We start from the raw sequence: 19,795 nt of genomic DNA, 5'->3' as shown, positions 1-19,795 counted from the left end.
TGTTCGTGTTACTTGCAGCGCATCATCTCAGAGCATCTGGGTAAGGCGCTATTTTTAATGAAACCACTAATTGTTAATAAGGTAATTGGTTCTGATAAGACAATTGATATACAGCTCAAGATTATCTTAACAGGATTCTCTAAGTTCTGGTTAGGCATTCCATGTGATGAATAACGTTATAATTAGAGTGCCAACTACTCTGTATCAAAGAAAAGACGGCGTTAAGCGAACAGTCCTACTTTTGCAACCCTCAACGTAACATTGACATTGACCTGATACAGTGACTATTAATCCTTGATGCGATAAGCGCAGCTGAAAACAAAATGATATAATAAAGCCACTTTTTATTTACCACAATATATCGCTCATAGTCATAACATATGAGAGCGCACTCTAATGCCTTTCGTTTTTAGCTCGCTTATCACCGTAAACCTATATACCAAGCGACTGTCTAAAATTATGATCTAACAATAAAAACAGTGTTTCCATCAAAAACAAGCCATTAAAAACATATTTAAAAAATAAAAAAGGATACTTTATGTCCACTACGGCCATGTCAAATGCTAACTTTATTACTCAAATCACTACCCTCGCTGATTGCGTTGGTCAAACGCCATTGGTACAACTTCAACGTCTGCCTGAGCAAGAGCACATTGCCAATGGTGCCACAGTACTAGCTAAGCTTGAAGGTAATAATCCAGCGGGCTCAGTAAAAGATCGTCCTGCTTTTAATATGATTTATCAAGCAGAACAGCGCGGTGATATCAAGCCTGGCGATATGTTGATTGAAGCCACTAGTGGCAATACTGGTATTGCATTGGCCATGGTCGCTGCGATGCGTGGCTACCCAATAACGTTGCTGATGCCAACCAACTCTACCCAAGAGCGTAAAGATGCCATGATTGCCTATGGCGCAACGCTGATTGAAGTAGACGAAGGTATGGAAGCTGCGCGTGATTTGGCATTGCAGATGCAAGCAGATGGCAAAGGGGTTGTATTGGATCAGTTTAATAATCCTGATAATAGTCAAGCACATTACCTGACTACAGGCCCTGAGCTATGGGCACAGACAGAAGGTAAAATTACGCATTTTATTAGCTCGATGGGCACGACAGGTACGATTACCGGTGTATCACGCTACCTAAAAGAGCAAAATCCAGACGTCAAAATCATCGGCCTACAGCCTGATGAAGAAGCTTCGATTGCTGGTATTCGCCGTTGGCCAGCGGCTTATATGCCAGGTATTTTTGATGCAGATTTGATTGATGAAGTGATGGATATCGATCAGCGTATTGCCGAAGTCTATATGCGTAAATTGGCGAAGACTGAAGGTATCTTTGCTGGAGTATCTTCGGGCGCAGCTGCATGGGCAGCGACCCAAGTGGCAAAAGAAAATCCTAATGCTGTTATTGCTTTTATTGTCTGCGATCGTGGCGATCGTTATTTATCAACGGGTTTATATAACGTTGACGATAGTAATACGGATAACAGCAGCGCAGAAGTTAATTAATGCATAAGAAATGCCATTTAGTATCGTTAATTTGAAAGAAGTGCAAAGCGGCCAAGTGCAGATGCAATACTTCAAGCAAGGTTAGCGCTGTCATTCTTTTATAATGAATTAACTATCAGCTCATAAATAGTCAGGATTATCTATGTCACAAGCGCTACCATCCGACCCTATATTGGTTTTTGATATCGAGACTGTCGCCGATGTCGATGCAGCACGCCGTATCTATCCGCAATTGGCCGATCTTAACGATGCGGATGCGTTAAGTGCGCTGACAGCGATACGTACACAAGAGGCAGGGCATGATTTCATGCGCTTGCCACTACAGCGCATCGTCTGTATCTCAGCTCTGTATATCAAGGATGGGAAGTTATCGCTATTTTCTTTGACTGCCGATAAATTTAGTGAAAAAGAAATCCTAGCCAAATTCTTTAGAGCATTTAACGACATTGAGACACTGCCGCAACTTATTAGCTGGAATGGCTCAGGCTTTGACATACCTGTACTGATATATCGTGCCATGCAATATGATTTGTCAGCACCATGGCTGTTCGAAGAAGGCGAGCGTATTAAAAACATGCGCTTTGATAACTATGTTAATCGTTTTCATACACGTCATCTAGACTTGATGGATCGGTTTAGCCAGTATGGTGCTAGTCGCCGCGAAGCCATGGATATCGTCGCAAGTCTGTACGGATTACCCGGTAAAACTGACGTGGATGGAAGCATGGTTGGCGCGCTTGTTAGTAGCGGTGACTGGCAGACCCTATCTATATACTGTGAGTCTGATGTTATGAACACTTGGCTTATTTATTTACGCTGGTTACGTCTAACAGGACAGTTGTCTTCACAAGATTTTGATGCTTGGCAGCAGCAGAGCTATGACTATCTGGCAAAGTATACCCAGACTGACGGTAGTCCGCGACATCAAGAGTTTATCGCTGACTGGTCATCGGCACCCAAATTATAGAATTAGCACTATTAGCAGTTTTTCATTCCCTTCTTCTGGTTATTTATTATTAAGGCAGGTTTATGCAACCCACCGATTCAAAAACATCTACAGCATCTGATATGGCAGCGCAAAACAGTAACGCTCAAGCGAATGAAGCTCAAACAAACGACACCCAAACGATTGTCATTCCGCCTAGTAAGAAAAAATCGAAGCCATCATCAAAGACACGTCGTCGCCTAAAAGATGCAGAGCCAATTCCATTTAATATTGATGGCTTGTCACATGATGGTCGCGGTGTTGCTGTCTATGGTAATGGTTTTGACGTTGCGGAAGGCCATGCTGAAGATAAACACGGCAAAAAAATCTTTGTTAGTTTTGCCCTCCCAGGTGAAAGCGCCTTAGTAAAAATAACCAACAGCCGTGCTAGCTTTGAAGAAGGCGATGCCATTAGTATTACTGCCAACCCAAACCCTGAACGTGCTGTCCCACCATGCCCGCATTTTGGTACTTGCGGTGGTTGTAACTTGCAGCACTGGCAGCCAGATGGTCAGATAAACTTTAAGCAGTCGGTACTGGCTGAAATGCTAATGCATCAAGCCAACGCGGAACCTGACAATTGGCTCCCTCCTGTGGTCGGTGATCGTCTTGGTTATCGTACCAAAGCACGTTTGGGCGTGCGCTATGTTGTCAAAAAAGAAACCGCGCTTGTCGGCTTCCGCGAGCGTTCAAGTAACTTCTTGGCAGAGCTAAATGAATGTCATATCTTGGATCCGCGTATTGGGTTTGAGATTGAAAACCTAAAAACGCTTATTAGCACTTTAGAGAGTCGTGACAAAATTGCTCAGCTTGAGCTTGCAATGGGTGAGCAACTGCCAGAACTACCTGATGGCAATCAGCCAGTTGCGCTCATCGTACGTAATTTAGAACCGTTGTCAGACGCTGATATAGACAAACTAAAAGTATTTTTTGCAGCGCGTAATTGGCAGCTATATTTGCAGTCGAAAGGCGTTGATAGCATCCAACGTATTGCTTTGACAGACGCTGATGATTTGAGCGAGCAATTTGGGCGTTTATATTATCAATTGCCAGAGTATGATCTGACTTTTGAATTTATCCCTACTGACTTTACTCAAGTAAATCTATCTGTGAACCGTCAGATGACTAAGCTTGCCTGTGACTTGTTGGATTTAAAAGCAGGCGAACGCGTATTAGATTTATTCAGTGGTTTGGGTAACTTTAGCTTGCCATTAGCGCGCCTCGTTGGCGAGACAGGCTCAATAGTCGGTGTCGAAGGCAGTGAGGCCATGACCAAACGTGCTGCTGACAACGCTCGTCGCAACGGTATTAACAATACTGAGTTTTACAGTCAAGATTTGACTCAAGACTGTACTGATAAGCCATGGGCCAATCAAGGCTTCGATGCACTGTTGATTGATCCACCGCGCTCTGGTGCTTGGGAGATTATGCAATATTTGCCAAAATTCAATGCTGAGCGCATTGTTTATGTGTCTTGTAATCCAGCGACCCTTGCTCGTGATACAAAAGCATTGTTAGAACAAGGCTATCGTCTGACTCATGCTGGCGTGATGGATATGTTCTGCCATACGGGTCATGTTGAATCTATCGCTCGCTTTGAAAGAGTAGCGATTTAACGTTATTAATCTTCAAAAATGATTAATAGTCAATAACAACTGATAGTTAAACCTAATTAAAGAGACAATTAAGCGTTATTACGATTATCTAAGATAACTCAAAGCTTTGATAAGTTTGTGCTAATAAATAGCCATTATTTAGCGTAATTGACCACAGCCATACAGAGGCTCGCTTGATTTGTCACTTTAAAATGAGATAATAGTAAACAATCTTCCTATGTTTTTGATGATGTTTCCAATCGCTACATAGCAAGCATTTGCACTCATAGCTTTATATATTTTACGCGCATTTTATAGCTGCTAAAAATAACATTTTTAGCAGTTGTATTGGTTTATAGCTGACACTTTATGGATCGTTAATTCAGAGTGTGTGCATAGTAGATGAGGTTATAATCAATTCAAAATAGCTAAGAGGAGTCGGCTATGGTAAAAATTCGTGAAGGATTACCGCTGGTGGATGGACAGACCACGCAGGCCGATAGTGCAACACTTGCGGCGCAACTGGTGGCGAGCCAACGCTCTCACCAGTCAGCCAATAGCTATGCCCAAATTCCCCTCGACATCAAATACCAGTTGGCAACTCACAAGCTACATACTACTTTTGATCGCTCAGCCGCACACACTTATCATTTGCATGACCCTCACACTGAAGACGAGTATTTGGATGATACCAATGCGCTATCAAACGATGAGCTTGAGGCGGTCGACTTAGACCAAGCTAATATCGACGTACCTACTTGGCTAGATAATGTGGCCAAGCGTATTGGACAAGAGTCAGTACCCAACCTAAGTGCAGCTTGCGAGTTTATTCGCAGTCATATGAATACCAGTGAGTCTGAGCGCTCAGGCGCTTATGTGACCGGTATTGGTATGACTGATATCTTGACCTATCTTTACCAAGATGAAGACGCATTGGTCGCGGCCATGCTGTATCGCAGTGCCCGCAAATCAATCATTAGTCTCGCTGAAGTTGAAAAAAACTTTGGTCCAGATATTTTGACGCTTGTTAAAGACACCCTTGCAATGGGTAAGCTGTCGGAGATTATTGAGAGTAACAAGCGCTTAGAAGACCATTTCGTCAATAATCAACGTGATCAGCTATCAAATATTTATAGCATGCTCATCTCTGTCACCAACGACGTGCGTGTGGTACTCATCAAATTGGCAGAGCGTACCTTTGCCATGCGTGAATTGACGTTTTCTAGGCCAGAGCGTCAAACTCGTGTCGCGCGTGAGGTCATGACTATTTATGCGCCATTAGCCCATCGTTTAGGTATTGCACAGCTAAAATGGGAGCTCGAAGATTTAGCTTTCCGTTATCTCGCGCCTGATCGCTATAAAGAAATTGCTAAGCTACTGTCAGAAAAACGTAGCGAACGTGAGTCCTATATTCAGCGCGTACAAGACAAGCTAAATGAATCATTAGCAGATGCCAGTATCGAAGGCGAAGTATCTGGGCGCGTCAAGCATATCTACTCTATTTATCGAAAAATGAAGCTTAAAGGTTTATCGTTCGATCAGCTTTATGATATTCGTGCCTTGCGCGTCTTGGTCAATAGCCCTTCTGACTGTTATCACGTTTTAGGCCTAGTACACGGCTTATGGCGTTATATTCCTGAGCAGTTCGATGACTATATTACTAACCCTAAGTCCAATGGTTATCGCTCGCTACATACTGCTGTAATCGCGGAAAATAAATCACTGGAAGTCCAGATTCGTACTCATGAGATGCACTTTGAGGCCGAACTTGGCATGTGTGCGCACGTTAATTACAAAGAAGGGCTAAAGAATAAGAAAGACAATTATCTGAATCAAAGAATCAGCTCACTACGCCAATTATTATCTATCAATAATGAAACACGCAATCAGCCACGCTCAGCTGTGGTAGCGGGCGAAGAGATAGACGATATTGAGTTTGACGAAGAAGAACAACTTGTTGATTTTGATGAGCTAGAACGTATTTATATCTTTAGCCGTGACGGTGATATTACTGAGCTACCAAAAGGCGCGACCGTTCTTGATTTTGCCTACTATGTACATACTCAAGTTGGCAACCGCGCGCAGGCAGCCCGCGTTAATCAGCGCTATGTGCCACTGACATATCAGTTGAAAACAGGTGAGCAAGTTGAGATTATCACTAAGGCTTCGCGTGAGCCCAATCGTGATTGGTTGGTAGCATCGCTAGGTTACATTCATACCAATCGGGCCCGTTCAAAACTGCGCCAGTGGTTTAATAAGCAAGACCGTGATAAGAATATTGAAATAGGTCGCCAAATGCTCAGTAAAGAGCTTGAGCGCCTATCTGTTCATCCTAATAGTATTGATCTAAACGACTATATTCAGCATTTTCATGTCAATACGACCGATGATATTATCGTGGGGCTGGTGACAGGTGATATTGGCCTGAATCAGTTGACCAGTCATATCTCTCGTCAGCTACACCTTGAACCTGAGATACCACCAGAGAGCTTTGTACCTCATGTAGATAACCGAGATACAGGTAAGCTCGATGCCTATAAAATCCATATCGATGGTTTGGATAATATCGAAATCAATTTGGCAGGTTGTTGTCATCCTGTGCATGGCGAACCGATTGCTGGCTACATCACTTTATCGCGCGGCGTTAGCGTGCACAATAGAGGCTGCCCAGAGTACTTACGTCTGGTCGAGCGTGACCCTGAGCGCAAGATAGAAGCCGCTTGGCAAGTGCAGACGGGGCGTTATCAGCCCGTTGATATTCATGTCGAAGCATATGACCGACGCGGTTTGCTACGTGATTTGACACAGATAATTGATAAAGAAAACGTCAATATTCGCCAAGTTCAAACGTTAAGCAATGACGACAATATTGCTTTTTTAAAGTTCCATATTGAAGTCTCAGGCTTAGCGCATTTGTCTAAGTTGCTCGCAAAATTAGAACAGCAACATGGTATTTTGCACGCGCGCCGTGCAGTTGTGTAAATAAAACCTTAAGCCAGTCGTTGTTTATTTTATAATAGAGTTGTCAAAAAATACTATGCCTGAATTACCTGAAGTAGAAACCACTAAAGCCAGCCTTGCTCCATTGTTGGGGCAACAGGTAGTTGATGTTAAAGTATTTCAACCAAAGCTGCGGTGGATGATGCCAGATAACTTGGACGCGCTGGTTAATTACACCTTAGATAGTGTCGAGCGCCGAGCAAAGTATCTGATTCTTAATTTTCTGCCAGCAGATGCACAGAATAACGCTACAATGTCAGCCAATAAAGTTGAACCACGTCAGCTTCTTATTCACTTAGGAATGTCAGGTAGCTTACAGCAACATAACTATGGTACTGATAAACGTAAACATGACCATCTGGTCGTCGTTTTTAATGATACTGCTAACAAAAAGTCTCAGCTACATTACTATGATCCTAGACGTTTTGGTTCAGTACTATGGCATGAAGATTACGGCAATAAACTACTAGATCATCTGGGTCCTGAGCCGCTTTCAAAAGATTTTACCGCAGACTATTTGTACAGTTTAATCCAGCGTATAGATTTATCTAGTCAAGATAACAATGGGTCATCGTCAGATGATACTAAAACGAATAAGCGACTAAAACCCATTACTCGGGCTATTAAATCTGTCATCATGGAACAAGAGGTCGTAGTGGGGGTTGGCAATATTTATGCAACTGAAAGCCTGTACTTGTCTGGCATCCACCCTGCTACACCAGCCAATCAAATTTCATACGATCAGATTGTCATTTTAGTGAATCATATTAAAGAAATTTTAAAGAAAGCGATAAAACTGGGCGGTTCGACCCTACGGGATTTCACAGTAGCAAGTGGTCAAACTGGTTACTTTCAGCAAACCTTAAATGTGTATGGTAGACAAGGAGAGAGCTGTGTGCATTGTAGTACGACGCTAGAGAATATCAAGCTTACTGGTAGAGCTAGTGTTTATTGTCCAAATTGTCAGCCGTTAAAATAGCTAATAATTGATATCCGTTTGTTTGTACTGTATCTAGATTAAGGTAATATTTAGATACAGTATTTACTTTTGAAAGTATCAAATATTGCCAAAGCTATAACTAGATTATTCTCATTTTTGTTGCTTATTAGCGCGCATCTTGCTTTAATAGTGCTAGCGCTTACATAAATAGTGCGTATCATTTATTTTTCTGTAATATTTAGCCTAACTATTGTTGCCGCAAGATTCCTGTGTGAAGATAGCAGCAGCCATTAATCATACTACTATGAGTTTCAGGATATCGTTATGACTGTTAAAGCAAAAACTCAACGCACAGTTAAGCAGAGATTTTTTACTGTATTGGCAACTTTAGGATTGGTAGCTGCGACTATTCAGCCTACTTTTGCAGCTATAGAAATTGATGAAACTGATTTCGGTCCTTCATACGAGACGATGGTAGTCGATACGATTGTTGGTAAGCCACTGCAACTCGTGAATGCTGTGGCTGGTACGGCAGCTTATATCGTAAGCCTACCTTTCTCACTTATTGGTGGTAATGCAGATCAAGCACAGCAGAAACTATTTGTTGAACCTTGGGATGCGATGGGACGTTGTTTAGGCTGCACAGTTGCAGAAGACAACTATTACAAATCTCAAGTTATTGATAATAACGTGGTACGTATCGTTGTCGATCAACCATCAGAAATTCTGATTAACACCAATGATTATGTAGTGGTTACTCCGTAAAAGCACTCTTTTAGTAAAAACATTCAATATTCTATAAAAGATGATAGTAAATACTTTATAGAAAAAAAGGGCTAACAAGAAGTTAGCCTTTTTTATTGTCAACGAGTTGATAATTTATTTCGTAATACTGGTATTACTTAATTTGGCACTGATTTCACGCAGCAACTTCACTTCTTCTGATGGCTCTTCTATTGCTTCTTCTATAACTTCCTCTACCTCTTCAGCACGGCGCATTTTATTGACACCTCTAACCATCATAAAGATGATGAAAGCTAAGATTAGGAAGTTAATAAGTACGGTAATAAAACTACCGTAAGCCAATACAGGTACACCTGCCTCTTTGAGCGCATCATAAGTCATAGCAATACCATCAGGTGCATCGCCTAAAACTAAGAACATGTTTTCAAAATTAATCTCGCCGCCAAAGATAAAAGCGACAATCGGCATAATAATATCATCTACCAGAGATTTTGTGATGGTAGCAAAAGCCCCGCCGATGATGACACCGACTGCCAGATCCATCACGTTACCCTTGACAGCGAACTCTTTAAACTCTGAAACCATACTCATTGTTTTTTCCTCAAAATTTATCTATAAACAAATAGATATTTATATAATTAGTATCACATCTAGCTTTAATGTTAATAATTGAATACATTAATGCCACTATTCATTCTGTCTGTATTTTTCCAAGATTACAACACAAAAAAAAGCAGTATAAAGTGAACCACTAATAGCTCACCTTATACTGCTCAATTTTTGAATCACTTAGTGCCAGTAAAACTACTGATACTAAGTGTTTGCGTCAAACATCAATATCATGAATTACTCAGTAACTCACTTATTGATATTAAGCACCTTTCTTACCACGGCCGTGACGCTTACGCTCACTTTCAGTCAAGTAGCGTTTACGAATACGTACCGCTTTTGGCGTTACTTCGACTAGCTCATCGTCTTGAATAAATTCAAGCGCTTGCTCAAGAGTGAACTTCACTGCTGGCGTCAACGTCAATGCTTCGTCAGTACCACTAGCACGTACGTTGGTTAACTGTTTAGCAGTCGTTGGGTTAACAGTCATATCATCGTTACGAGAGTTAAGACCAACAATCATACCTTCATAAACTTCAAGCTGTGGCTCAGCAAACAACTTACCACGTTTCTGTAGGTTAAATAGAGCAAAACCTAGGCAAGTACCATTTGCCATAGAAACCAATACGCCGTTAGAACGACCACCAACATCACCGATCTTCTGTGGACCGTAATGTGAGAAGCTCGAGGTCATGATACCACTACCTGAAGTCAGGGTTAGGAACTCAGAACGGAAACCGATCAAGCCACGCGCTGGTATGGTTGCCTCGATACGCATACGGCCTTTACCGTCCAGCTCCATGTTAGTCATCTCGCCTTTGCGTAGACCAACTTGCTCCATGATAGAACCTTGATGCTCTTCTTCGATATCGAAGACAACGTTTTCATACGGCTCTTGTAGCTTACCATCAACTTCTTTAACGATAACTTCTGGACCAGAAACACCTAGCTCAAAACCTTCACGGCGCATGTTTTCGATAAGTACTGATAAATGAAGCTCACCACGGCCTGATACTTTAAATTTATCAGGAGACTCAGTGTCTTCTACACGCAATGCTACGTTATGAATCAATTCACGCTCAAGACGCTCACGAATGTTACGTGAAGTCACGAACTTACCTTCACGACCAGCAAATGGTGAATTATTTACTTGGAAGTTCATAGATACTGTAGGTTGATCTACCGTTAGTGCTGGTAGTGCTTCAACGTTGTTAGGATCACAAATAGTGTCAGAAATGTTTAGTGCATCGATACCTGTGATACAAACGATATCACCTGCTTGTGCATCTTCAACGTCAATACGATCAAGACCATGGTAACCCATGATTTTTAAGATACGACCGTTACGCGTTTTGCCATGCTTATCAATGACAGTCACTGGCGTGTTAAGTTTAACTTTACCACGCTGAATACGGCCAATACCGATTACACCAACAAAGCTGTTGTAGTCAAGGCTTGAGATTTGCATACGGAACGGAGCGTCAGCATCAACCTGTGGAGGCTGAACAACGTCAACGATAGTTTTGAACAATGGGGTCATGTCGTCAGCTAAATCATCTGCTTCTAGACCTGCAATACCGTTCAATGCTGAAGCATAAACAACTGGGAAATCAAGCTGCTCATCGTTTGCACCTAGGTTGTCAAACAAATCAAATATTTGATCCATTACCCAATCAGGACGTGAGCCAGGACGATCGATTTTGTTGATAACAACGATCGGCTTTAGACCTTGTTCGAATGCTTTTTGCGTCACAAAACGAGTCTGAGGCATTGGACCATCAACAGCGTCAACAACCAAAAGTACGCAATCAACCATAGACATTACACGCTCAACTTCACCACCAAAATCGGCGTGACCTGGGGTATCCACAATGTTAATACGGTATTCGGTTTCTGAAGTTTTATCTGTCCAGCGGATAGCTGTGTTTTTAGCCAAAATGGTAATACCACGTTCTTGCTCAATATCACCTGAGTCCATTGCACGCTCAGCAATGTTTGCACGGTCGCCAAAAGTACCAGACTGATGTAATAACTTATCAACCAAAGTTGTCTTACCGTGGTCAACGTGGGCAATAATTGCAATGTTACGCAGGTGTTTGATATCGTTCGCCATATAAAATGCTCGTTTCGTCTTAAAAAAATGCAGTAGCAGTAAGCGCTGCTGAATAAACTTTCATCATCAATCAGATAGATATTGAATCTAAGATGACGCAAAAAAGAATGCTATCAAATAAAAAAGTTCAATACAATCAAATATCTATACTGACGAATTCATCATACAGATTGCTATGCTATTGTACATACTGTTAATTTACAGAATGTTTGGGTGGCTAGTATAACATTATTGATTCATAAATTTATGTAATAACTCACTTTTCTCAATACATAAATAAAAAAAAGCCACCCATTGGGTGGCTTTTTTTGTAACTGTATATTTAACTATACGATTATTTTGCTAATACTTACTGAACAACCATATCTTTAGTTTGTTCAACAGTCATTGTTTTGTCACCAGTAATGATGGCATAAACACGACGGTTCATAGCACGACCTTCTTCAGTGTCGTTTGAAGCGATTGGGTTGTTATAACCATAGCCTACAGTTGATAGACGGTTTGGAGCGATACCGAATTCATTAGTTAGCATAGATTTAACAGCAACGGCACGAGCTTCAGATAGACGTTGGTTGTAACGTGCTGAAGGACCAGTCTTAGAAGCATGACCTTCTACACGAGCTGTAGAGTTAGGATACTCACGCATCTTCTCTGCTACTTTAGCGATTTCTGGCTTGTACTGGTTTTTGATAGCTGACTTGTCGTTATCAAAGAATACACGTAGTTCCATTTTCAGTTCGTCAGTAATGTCTACTGGTACTGGGCAACCGCGCTCATCAACTACAACGTTCATTGGAGTGCCTGGGCATGCATCGATGCTATCAGGTACGCCATCACCGTCAGAATCAAGATCAGCTTCAACAACAACTACTGGAGTGTTGTCAACTACTGGCTCTTGCATAGGTGGTACTGCTACTGTAGGTGCTAAATGGCCACCTAGTACTACTTCTAGACCGGCCAAAGCCATGCCTTCCCACCAGTTGTTATCAAAGTTATGAATCGCACGAGCTTCACCACGTAGGCTTAGCGCGTCATTGATGCGATACATAGCACCTAGACCTAGGTTACCGATAGTGTCTTTAGAGTTTGATACTTCAGTACCAGCAGCAACTACTTCGTTATCAGAATTAGTGTATTGCTCTTGGTTTTCTACTTTAATCTTAGATTGACCAGCACCTATTAGTACATATGGCTTAAGTGCACTATCAGTATAACCAGTGAATTCTTCAGTACCGATCAAGAAGTTACCAGAAATCATTTCTTGTTCGATATCAAAACGGTTAGCGCCAGATTTCGCTGAATCTTCAGAAGCTTCACCATTAGCATCAGATACACCATATTCTACTTGGAACTGAGTAGAAGGAGTAAGTTCGATACCTAGTGCTGCACCAGTGTATAAGCTACTTTCTTTAGCTACGCCACCATTGTCGTTACCAACGCGATCTGTATTGTTTTGCAGATTCTTACCAGTAGTAAGAACTTCACGCTGTTTGTCAGAGGTATCACTGAATTCTTCAGTCATATGATAACCAAGTAACAATGGGCTAATAGTAACACCAGCATTAGCTGCCATCGGTGCAGCCGCTACAGCAACAAGGGCTAGAGCTATTTTATTCAATTTCATGGACTTCCTCCAAAGGATAATTTTAGTGATGCATTAAGCAAAACCGATTCTCAAGACGTACTAAGATAGACATCTCTTACGCATTTTAAGTTACAAAGCAAAACCAATTAAGGAGTAGCTTAGCGATTATTAATTCAGTTTACAACTTTTTTCGTTAACGAGCTACACATTATTACACGATAATGTTGTAACTAAAACACAATAAACAGTCTAAGTTACCCAGAACTAACACACCTTACGCTTCTTATCTTTTACACATCAGTTTGCGATAGATGAATAGTCTATTGATAGCTCTTTTCTTGAAGCATTTTATTACAATTGGAATTTTTTCTCTATTGCTAATGTCATTCTTTCACTAATTGAAACATTTTTTGACAGTCGCTATATATTACATATATATTGTAAAAAACCAATATTCTTCTGAAAATCAAGTAATTAGGTGTTGTATGTGTTTTATATACAGAGGAATAAGAGAAGGTTTAAAGAATTTGGACAATTGGTTTGCTTAAAAGATAGTCAACACAAGGATGTGTGAGACGTTGTTCTCTACTTGAATGACAAACAGCTATAGGATGTAGCGCATTATGAACTTACTTAGTAAGGTACTGGCCCATTATAAGAGAATAGTCATTTTTACCTTTTGTTTACCTATTTGCAGAAAAGGCGGGTATGGAATTGATAATTTCTTAGCTATTGCATCTAGGTTATTCAATAAACTATTGAAGTTAGCCTATTATAGGAAACCATCCCTTCAGAACAATAATATTCTCAGTGCTAAGCAATCAAACGGCTTTACTCTCGTTGAACTAACTGTGACGACAATGGTATTGGGGATTATCGCAGCTATTGCAGCGCCAAGCATCTTAACGCACTTAGCACGAATGGAAGCCCAACGGGTCAAGCATCAACTAGAGAGCACCTTATCCTTAGCAAAGGCCGAAAGTTATATAAGTCGGCAGGATGTCTTAGTTTGTTTATCGAATGATGCACAGCAATGTCATAGGAACAGTTATAAGACACTTCTGCTATTCGTAGATAAAAACAACAACAAGCATTTTGATTCTCAAGTAGATACCTTATTAACTCAGCAATCCTTAAACCTAAGATATAGTACAGTGAAGTTAAGAGTTGGTGGTAGGCGTCACTATACTAAATTTTGGGGTGATAGCGGCAGACCGCGAGGACACTTTGGCCATATAAAATACTGCCCCACCTCTTCTTATAACAAATCAATGTACCAAATCTCTTTTAACCAATCCGGTATCGTCAAACATAAACTTAATGCAGACCATCCTACGAAATGTAATGGGTAATAGATGCTGTATATGCAAACCTATTTATGCATAGCCTCTTTCATCATTGTTACAGCACTATCTAGTCCTACAAATACGGCATCTGCAATAAGTGCATGACCGATATTTAATTCATATATACCATCAATCTTTGCAATGGCATTAACATTGTCACACGTTAAGCCATGACCCGCGTTAATAAGCAATTTATCGTCTAGGCTCTGTGCTGTAGCTACTGCTTGTTCAATTCTTTTAAGTTCAGCCAGCTGTGCGTCATTATCATTTGCTAAACCTGCTTCGGCATAAGCACCCGTATGTAATTCTATCGCGTCCGCACCACACTCTATCGCGGCTGCAATCTGCTTGTCATCAGGATCAATAAACAAAGAAACCTTGATATTAGAATCTTGTAGCTTATGAACATACTCTTTTAAAGACGTGACTTGCCCTGCAACATCAAGACCACCTTCTGTCGTTAATTCTGCACGCTTTTCAGGTACTAAACATACCCAAAAAGGTTTAACTTCGCAGGCAATTGCAAGCATTTCATCAGTCGCCGCCATCTCTAAGTTCATTCTTGTCGACAACTGCCCTGCCATTTCATAAACATCAGCATCTTGTATATGACGGCGATCTTCACGTAAATGTATAGTGATACCATCTGCTCCTGCCTTTTCGCACAGTAATGCAGCAGCTAGAGGACTCGGATAATTCACACCGCGCGCTTGACGAAGTGTTGCCACGTGATCAATATTCACGCCTAACAAAGGTTTTTTTGAATTGTTTTCAGATGAGGTAGATACAGAGATACTCATAAAAAATCCTTTGGGCAATTAAGCCTAACTTATATAGTTGATACTACGAGAATATTTGAGACTTTATTGATAGCGCTGCTGCTGCTGCCATAATAGACGACTTTGTAGAGGCTGATAATCAAGCAAATGATCAATAAGATGTCGATGTAGTTTTGACCAATGGCTCAGCGTTTGCTCAGTAATACCTAAGCGTGCCATTTCTATGATATCCGCACCCTTAAAGACGGTCTGTCCAGACTCACTGGCTAAATGCTCAGACTCTTCATTATGTACTAATACAGGAAGTAAACCTACATCCGGTAAAAAGCGATAAGTAGAATCAGACTCGATGGGATCTTCAACGTTGTCATGCGTTAACGTTAAAGTGAATCCTAATTCGGTAAATAGATACTGCTCAAACTGACGTAGACAGAGACGAAGCTCGCTATTACTCAAGGGCTGCTTGAGTTGTTGTAGACTGATTTGATAATGCTGCCACAATATAGGCATTGGGTCTTCAGTAGGTAACAGCCGCCACAGAATCTCGTTTATATATAGTGCGGCATACTGATGTTGGCCGCTGATATTGGCGTAAGGTACGGCTTCCAAGACAGCAGGTGTACTATCTTTTTGAACACCGTCTTTTTGAACACTGTCAGCTTGAGTATTATCTTGCGAAGCAATATTAATTTGACTAAAGGTTTTTAAGTCACGTTTGCCAGTAGCAAAAAGCTGTAACGGCATAAATAGTGGCGCGCCTTTTTTTCCAACACCATGTATCACACCATGTTGTTGAGAAAAAAGATAATACAAAGCGCGCTTTTCTTGATAAGGACGCTGATGCAATAAATACCCGACGAGCGCTTCATTACGCATTTTTTATTACCTAAATAGCTAAAAGGCAGATAGTGCTTTTGAAGCGTTCGTTCTTAACCGCTATCAATAGCCCAAACTGGTCAACGCACGCTCGTCATCAGACCAGCCACGTTTCACTTTGACCCACAAAGTTAACATGATTTTCTTACCAAACAACTGCTCCATATCTTTACGAGCATCCATACCAACTTGTTTGATACGCTGGCCTTTATCACCGATAACGATGGCTTTTTGACCACCACGTTCAACATAGATAGTCGCATCGATGAAAGTACAAGCTTTGCGCGGACGCCCTGTTTTTGGATCAGTATGTGTAGGTTCGTCTTTAAACTCATCAATCTGTACGGTTAAATCATATGGCACTTCATCACCCGCACTACGCATGATTTTTTCGCGAATGATTTCACTGGCTAAAAATCGCTCAGAGCGATCAGTGATTTGCTCTGTATCATAAATAGGCGCAGCGACTGGTAAATGTGAGGCAATCACTTCTTGCAAACGATCTAAGTTTTGATTTTTTAGTGCAGATACAGGAACGATATCAGCAAAATCGAAACTATCGTTGAAAGTTTCGATAAGTGGTAGCACGCTGCCTTTATCTTTTAGAGTATCTGACTTATTAATAACCAATACGACTGTTAGATTGGTCTCACCGAGCTTTTGCAAGGTCAATAAATCATCGTCACGCCATTGATCTGAATCGACAACAAACAATACTAAATCTACATCTACTAACGCCGATACCGCCGCTTTATTCATACGTTCGTTAATAGCACGTACTTCGTTACGGTGAATACCTGGTGTATCAACAAACACCGCTTGCATTTCATGGTTTGACAAAATGCCATGAATACGATGACGGGTAGTTTGCGGTTTACGTGAGGTGATAGACAGCTTTTGACCCAATAAGTGATTCATCAAAGTTGACTTGCCCACATTTGGACGTCCAACAATAGCGACATAACCTGCTCTAAAATCATCAGCCATACGGGCATTGCCACTTGGTGCAAAAAATTCTTCAATAGCCACATCATTGTCTAATGCAATATCTTCTGCATCAATACCATGAGTCTCTTCAGTAACTCCGATATTGTTTTGGCTTAAATCAATATCTGTGTTTTTACCCAAACTTTGGGGGCCGTCTTCATTGTTTGATGGCAAATCAGTATGATTGCTCATAAGTTAATCCTATAGGGTTTGTGTCTAGCCGAACAGTCGTTGATGCCAAATTTATTCATTCACCATTAAAAACGGGCTAGAGACATTTAAAGTTTTAAAATAAATAATATGTGAGGTAGTTTTAATATATGTTTTGCAAGCTATAAACCAATCTAAGCTAATACTCTGCATCTAAAAATGCGTTTATAGATATCGGCTATACACGTTTTTTGGCAGATCCTGGCAATTTATGTAATTGGTTAATCATAAGCTCAGCTGCTTTTTGTTCAGCAATACGGCGGCTCTCACCAGATTCAGTAATATCAGGACAGTTATTGATATTGACATGGCAACGTACAACGAAAATTTGATGCGGTGCATTACCACGCGTTTCCATGAGTTCGTAGTTGGGCAAGTCAAACTGCTTAGATTGTAGCCACTCTTGTAACCGACTCTTGGCATCCTTTAGCGCTTTTTGGTCATTGACATTATCAATCAGATCACCATACCAAGAGAGAACACATTTACGAGTAATATCCATATCTTTACTGTCTAAATAGATAGCACCAATCAGAGATTCTACAGCATCCGCCAGTATAGACGCACGATTGCGACCGCCACCTTTGCGCTCACCTACTCCTAATATAAGATGGTTAGACAGCTCTAGGTTTTGGGCGATAATTACCAATGACTCTTGGCGCACCAGTGTTGCACGCATACGCGTTAGGCGCCCTTCATTTTGACTAGGATAACGATGATATAAAGCTTCACCCACAATCATCCCTAAAAGTGCATCACCTAAAAACTCTAGGCGCTCATAGTTTTTTTTGCTATCAAATGAGCGATGCGTTAACGCAAGTTTAGGTAGACTCAAGTCATTGAACTCGTAGCCTAACTTACGCGTTAATACTGCTAACCGCTGAATAAATTCCGAGCTAACAACAAGCGTGTCAACAGACGTACTATTTTTTTGGGAAGTAGAAGCCGCTTGGGAATGGTGCAAAGTTGGTTTCATGCGAGGTTTGTGGTTATCCCTTCTGCTTGACAGATTTAGTTTAATAATATTATTTGATATATCTTATGAAATAATGAAGGTGCTATGTCGTACTATTGCGACTTACTCTGCTGTTGCCATTTCGACGTCACCTTCGAAACGGTTTACGATGTCGACATTGCTAAAAAAGTTGTTAGTTATTGCATATTCTTTATGAATAGCCAATTGACCTGTTTTTTTATCGGTAAAAGTAAATACCTCTTCGGCTTTAGTATCGTAATCTGCATTAATTGATAACTGCTTATCAACACGCTCAACGAATTGCTTAGCTGTCTCGTTGTTACTATTGGCTTCTTTTAGCTGTGCACTTAATACCTTGGTCAGTTGGTAGTCACCAATTTGAGCTGGTACAATAGCTACTGTCAATTTAGTCGCAATACCCAAAAGCATAATAATGAGAACAACATTTGTCACACTGGCGCCGCGCTGCATAGCCAAACCAGATAATTGCTGCATTATGATATCCTTCTGAAGATAAACGACTATTTCGAATAAGTGTATAAATAATAAATAGCTATTGATTATTTAGCAACGATATTAGCATAAAACCATTATCAACCAATCAATCTCTAGACAATCTCATAATCTTAATTGATACTACCATTACGCTCAAAGGTCGGTAGGTTAAGACCAGGTGGTTTATGCATCCAAATATAAACTGCCTTACCTGCTAGGTTTTCATCCGGAACGAAGCCCCAAAATCTACCGTCTGCGCTGCGATCTCGGTTATCACCCATCACAAAATACTGATCTTCTGGCACGTTAATGCGCCACTCAGTACCCTCTGACTCAACCACCTCTGGTGATTGTTGTTGTAAAAATGGCGCGTATTGTGAACTGTTCATACCGTCTAAATAGCGCACGAGGTGCTTATTGTCACCTTGTACTTCTTCAAAATATTGTGCCGCCTCTTCTTCTTGCTGGCCCATTGCAGAAGCACTCTCTTCGGTCAGCACTTGACCTGGACCAACCTGGCCTGGTAAGTATAGCTGTGAAGTCAATTCAGCATTTGCCGCGAAATCTACAGACTTAGTCTCAATAGGTACGTCATTGATAGACAGCGTGCCTTGGCTATAACTTACGGTATCGCCAGGCAAACCGATAACACGTTTAATATAATAAATGCTCGGGTTCTCAGGATAGCGGAACACTGCTACATCGCCATGCTTAGGTTCACCAGTATCTAGCACCTTATTATAGGTTAACGGCAGGCGCACGCCATATGCATACTTATTGACGGCAATAAAGTCACCCGTATATAGCGTCGGCACCATAGACGATGATGGGATATTAAATGGCTCAATTAAAAATGAGCGTACTATCAATACCACTGCTAACACAGGGAAAAAGTCATAAGCCCAGCGAACTAGTAAGCCTTCTTGACCTCGACCACGAGTTTTGCGCTGTTTGAGCGCTAGCTTATCTAACAGCCAAACAATTCCTAGGACTATAGTTAACGGCACTAAAATTAAATTAAAATCAAAATCCATACCAAATTGCC

Annotated in this window: 16 protein-coding genes; 7 read left to right on the top strand and 9 right to left on the bottom strand. The window is 41.0% G+C overall.

Going from position 1 to position 19,795, the window contains the following annotated elements:
• The first annotated feature begins 538 nt into the window (after positions 1-538).
• From cysM to JMX96_RS08060, 6 genes are all read left to right on the top strand, one after another.
• A complete protein-coding gene (gene cysM, locus JMX96_RS08085; RefSeq protein WP_370587171.1) occupies positions 539-1,510 on the top strand; it encodes a cysteine synthase CysM in 972 nt (323 codons plus the stop codon).
• Positions 1,511-1,652: 142 nt separating this feature from the next.
• Positions 1,653-2,477 (top strand): 3'-5' exonuclease, encoded by an 825-nt coding sequence (locus JMX96_RS08080; RefSeq protein WP_201568488.1) that lies wholly within the window; start codon positions 1,653-1,655, stop codon positions 2,475-2,477.
• Between the two features lie 62 nt (positions 2,478-2,539).
• The gene (gene rlmD / locus JMX96_RS08075) at positions 2,540-4,111 is read left to right on the top strand and encodes a 23S rRNA (uracil(1939)-C(5))-methyltransferase RlmD (RefSeq protein ID WP_201568487.1); all 1,572 of its coding nucleotides are present in this window, start codon (positions 2,540-2,542) and stop codon (positions 4,109-4,111) included.
• Between the two features lie 423 nt (positions 4,112-4,534).
• Positions 4,535-7,072: a RelA/SpoT family protein gene (locus JMX96_RS08070; protein WP_201568484.1), complete on the top strand. Its 2,538-nt coding sequence runs from the start codon at positions 4,535-4,537 to the stop codon at positions 7,070-7,072.
• A gap of 55 nt (positions 7,073-7,127) precedes the next feature.
• Positions 7,128-8,069, top strand: a complete 942-nt coding sequence (gene mutM / locus JMX96_RS08065; RefSeq protein WP_201568483.1) for a bifunctional DNA-formamidopyrimidine glycosylase/DNA-(apurinic or apyrimidinic site) lyase — start codon at positions 7,128-7,130, stop codon at positions 8,067-8,069.
• Positions 8,070-8,354: 285 nt separating this feature from the next.
• On the top strand, positions 8,355-8,795 hold the full coding sequence (locus JMX96_RS08060; RefSeq protein ID WP_102091526.1) for a hypothetical protein: 441 nt from the start codon (positions 8,355-8,357) through the stop codon (positions 8,793-8,795).
• A gap of 114 nt (positions 8,796-8,909) precedes the next feature.
• Here the strand turns inward: JMX96_RS08060 and mscL are convergent, their stop codons facing one another.
• The 3 genes from mscL to JMX96_RS08045 all read right to left on the bottom strand — a co-directional run bounded on the left by mscL (position 8,910) and on the right by JMX96_RS08045 (position 13,120).
• Positions 8,910-9,365: a large conductance mechanosensitive channel protein MscL gene (gene mscL, locus JMX96_RS08055; protein ID WP_102094592.1), complete on the bottom strand. Its 456-nt coding sequence runs from the start codon at positions 9,363-9,365 to the stop codon at positions 8,910-8,912.
• Between the two features lie 280 nt (positions 9,366-9,645).
• On the bottom strand, positions 9,646-11,496 hold the full coding sequence (gene typA / locus JMX96_RS08050) for a translational GTPase TypA (RefSeq protein ID WP_057758402.1): 1,851 nt from the start codon (positions 11,494-11,496) through the stop codon (positions 9,646-9,648).
• Between the two features lie 349 nt (positions 11,497-11,845).
• Positions 11,846-13,120 carry an OmpA family protein gene (locus JMX96_RS08045; protein WP_201568482.1) on the bottom strand — a complete coding sequence of 425 codons (1,275 nt, stop codon included), beginning with the start codon at positions 13,118-13,120 and terminating at the stop codon, positions 11,846-11,848.
• 584 nt (positions 13,121-13,704) lie between these two features.
• On the opposite strand from JMX96_RS08045, the gene JMX96_RS08040 reads away from it, so the two are divergent.
• On the top strand, positions 13,705-14,433 hold the full coding sequence (locus tag JMX96_RS08040) for a GspH/FimT family pseudopilin (RefSeq protein WP_201568480.1): 729 nt from the start codon (positions 13,705-13,707) through the stop codon (positions 14,431-14,433).
• Positions 14,434-14,453: 20 nt separating this feature from the next.
• Here the strand turns inward: JMX96_RS08040 and JMX96_RS08035 are convergent, their stop codons facing one another.
• From JMX96_RS08035 to lepB, 6 genes are all read right to left on the bottom strand, one after another.
• Positions 14,454-15,227, bottom strand: a complete 774-nt coding sequence (locus JMX96_RS08035) for a pyridoxine 5'-phosphate synthase (protein ID WP_201568478.1) — start codon at positions 15,225-15,227, stop codon at positions 14,454-14,456.
• A gap of 63 nt (positions 15,228-15,290) precedes the next feature.
• The gene (gene recO, locus JMX96_RS08030; protein WP_201568477.1) at positions 15,291-16,082 is read right to left on the bottom strand and encodes a DNA repair protein RecO; all 792 of its coding nucleotides are present in this window, start codon (positions 16,080-16,082) and stop codon (positions 15,291-15,293) included.
• A gap of 63 nt (positions 16,083-16,145) precedes the next feature.
• On the bottom strand, positions 16,146-17,261 hold the full coding sequence (era, locus tag JMX96_RS08025) for a GTPase Era (RefSeq protein ID WP_201568475.1): 1,116 nt from the start codon (positions 17,259-17,261) through the stop codon (positions 16,146-16,148).
• 196 nt (positions 17,262-17,457) lie between these two features.
• Complete coding sequence (rnc, locus tag JMX96_RS08020) at positions 17,458-18,255, bottom strand: ribonuclease III (protein ID WP_201568473.1); 798 nt, start codon at positions 18,253-18,255, stop codon at positions 17,458-17,460.
• A gap of 102 nt (positions 18,256-18,357) precedes the next feature.
• Complete coding sequence (locus tag JMX96_RS08015) at positions 18,358-18,750, bottom strand: DUF4845 domain-containing protein (RefSeq protein ID WP_227676980.1); 393 nt, start codon at positions 18,748-18,750, stop codon at positions 18,358-18,360.
• Positions 18,751-18,881: 131 nt separating this feature from the next.
• Positions 18,882-19,784, bottom strand: a complete 903-nt coding sequence (lepB, locus tag JMX96_RS08010; protein ID WP_201568471.1) for a signal peptidase I — start codon at positions 19,782-19,784, stop codon at positions 18,882-18,884.
• Between the last annotated feature and the right edge of the window lie 11 nt (positions 19,785-19,795).

This window comes from Psychrobacter sp. JCM 18900 (assembly GCF_904846625.1).
Classification (GTDB): Bacteria; Pseudomonadota; Gammaproteobacteria; order Pseudomonadales; family Moraxellaceae; genus Psychrobacter.
This window is presented reverse-complemented; position numbering and strand designations above follow the sequence as displayed.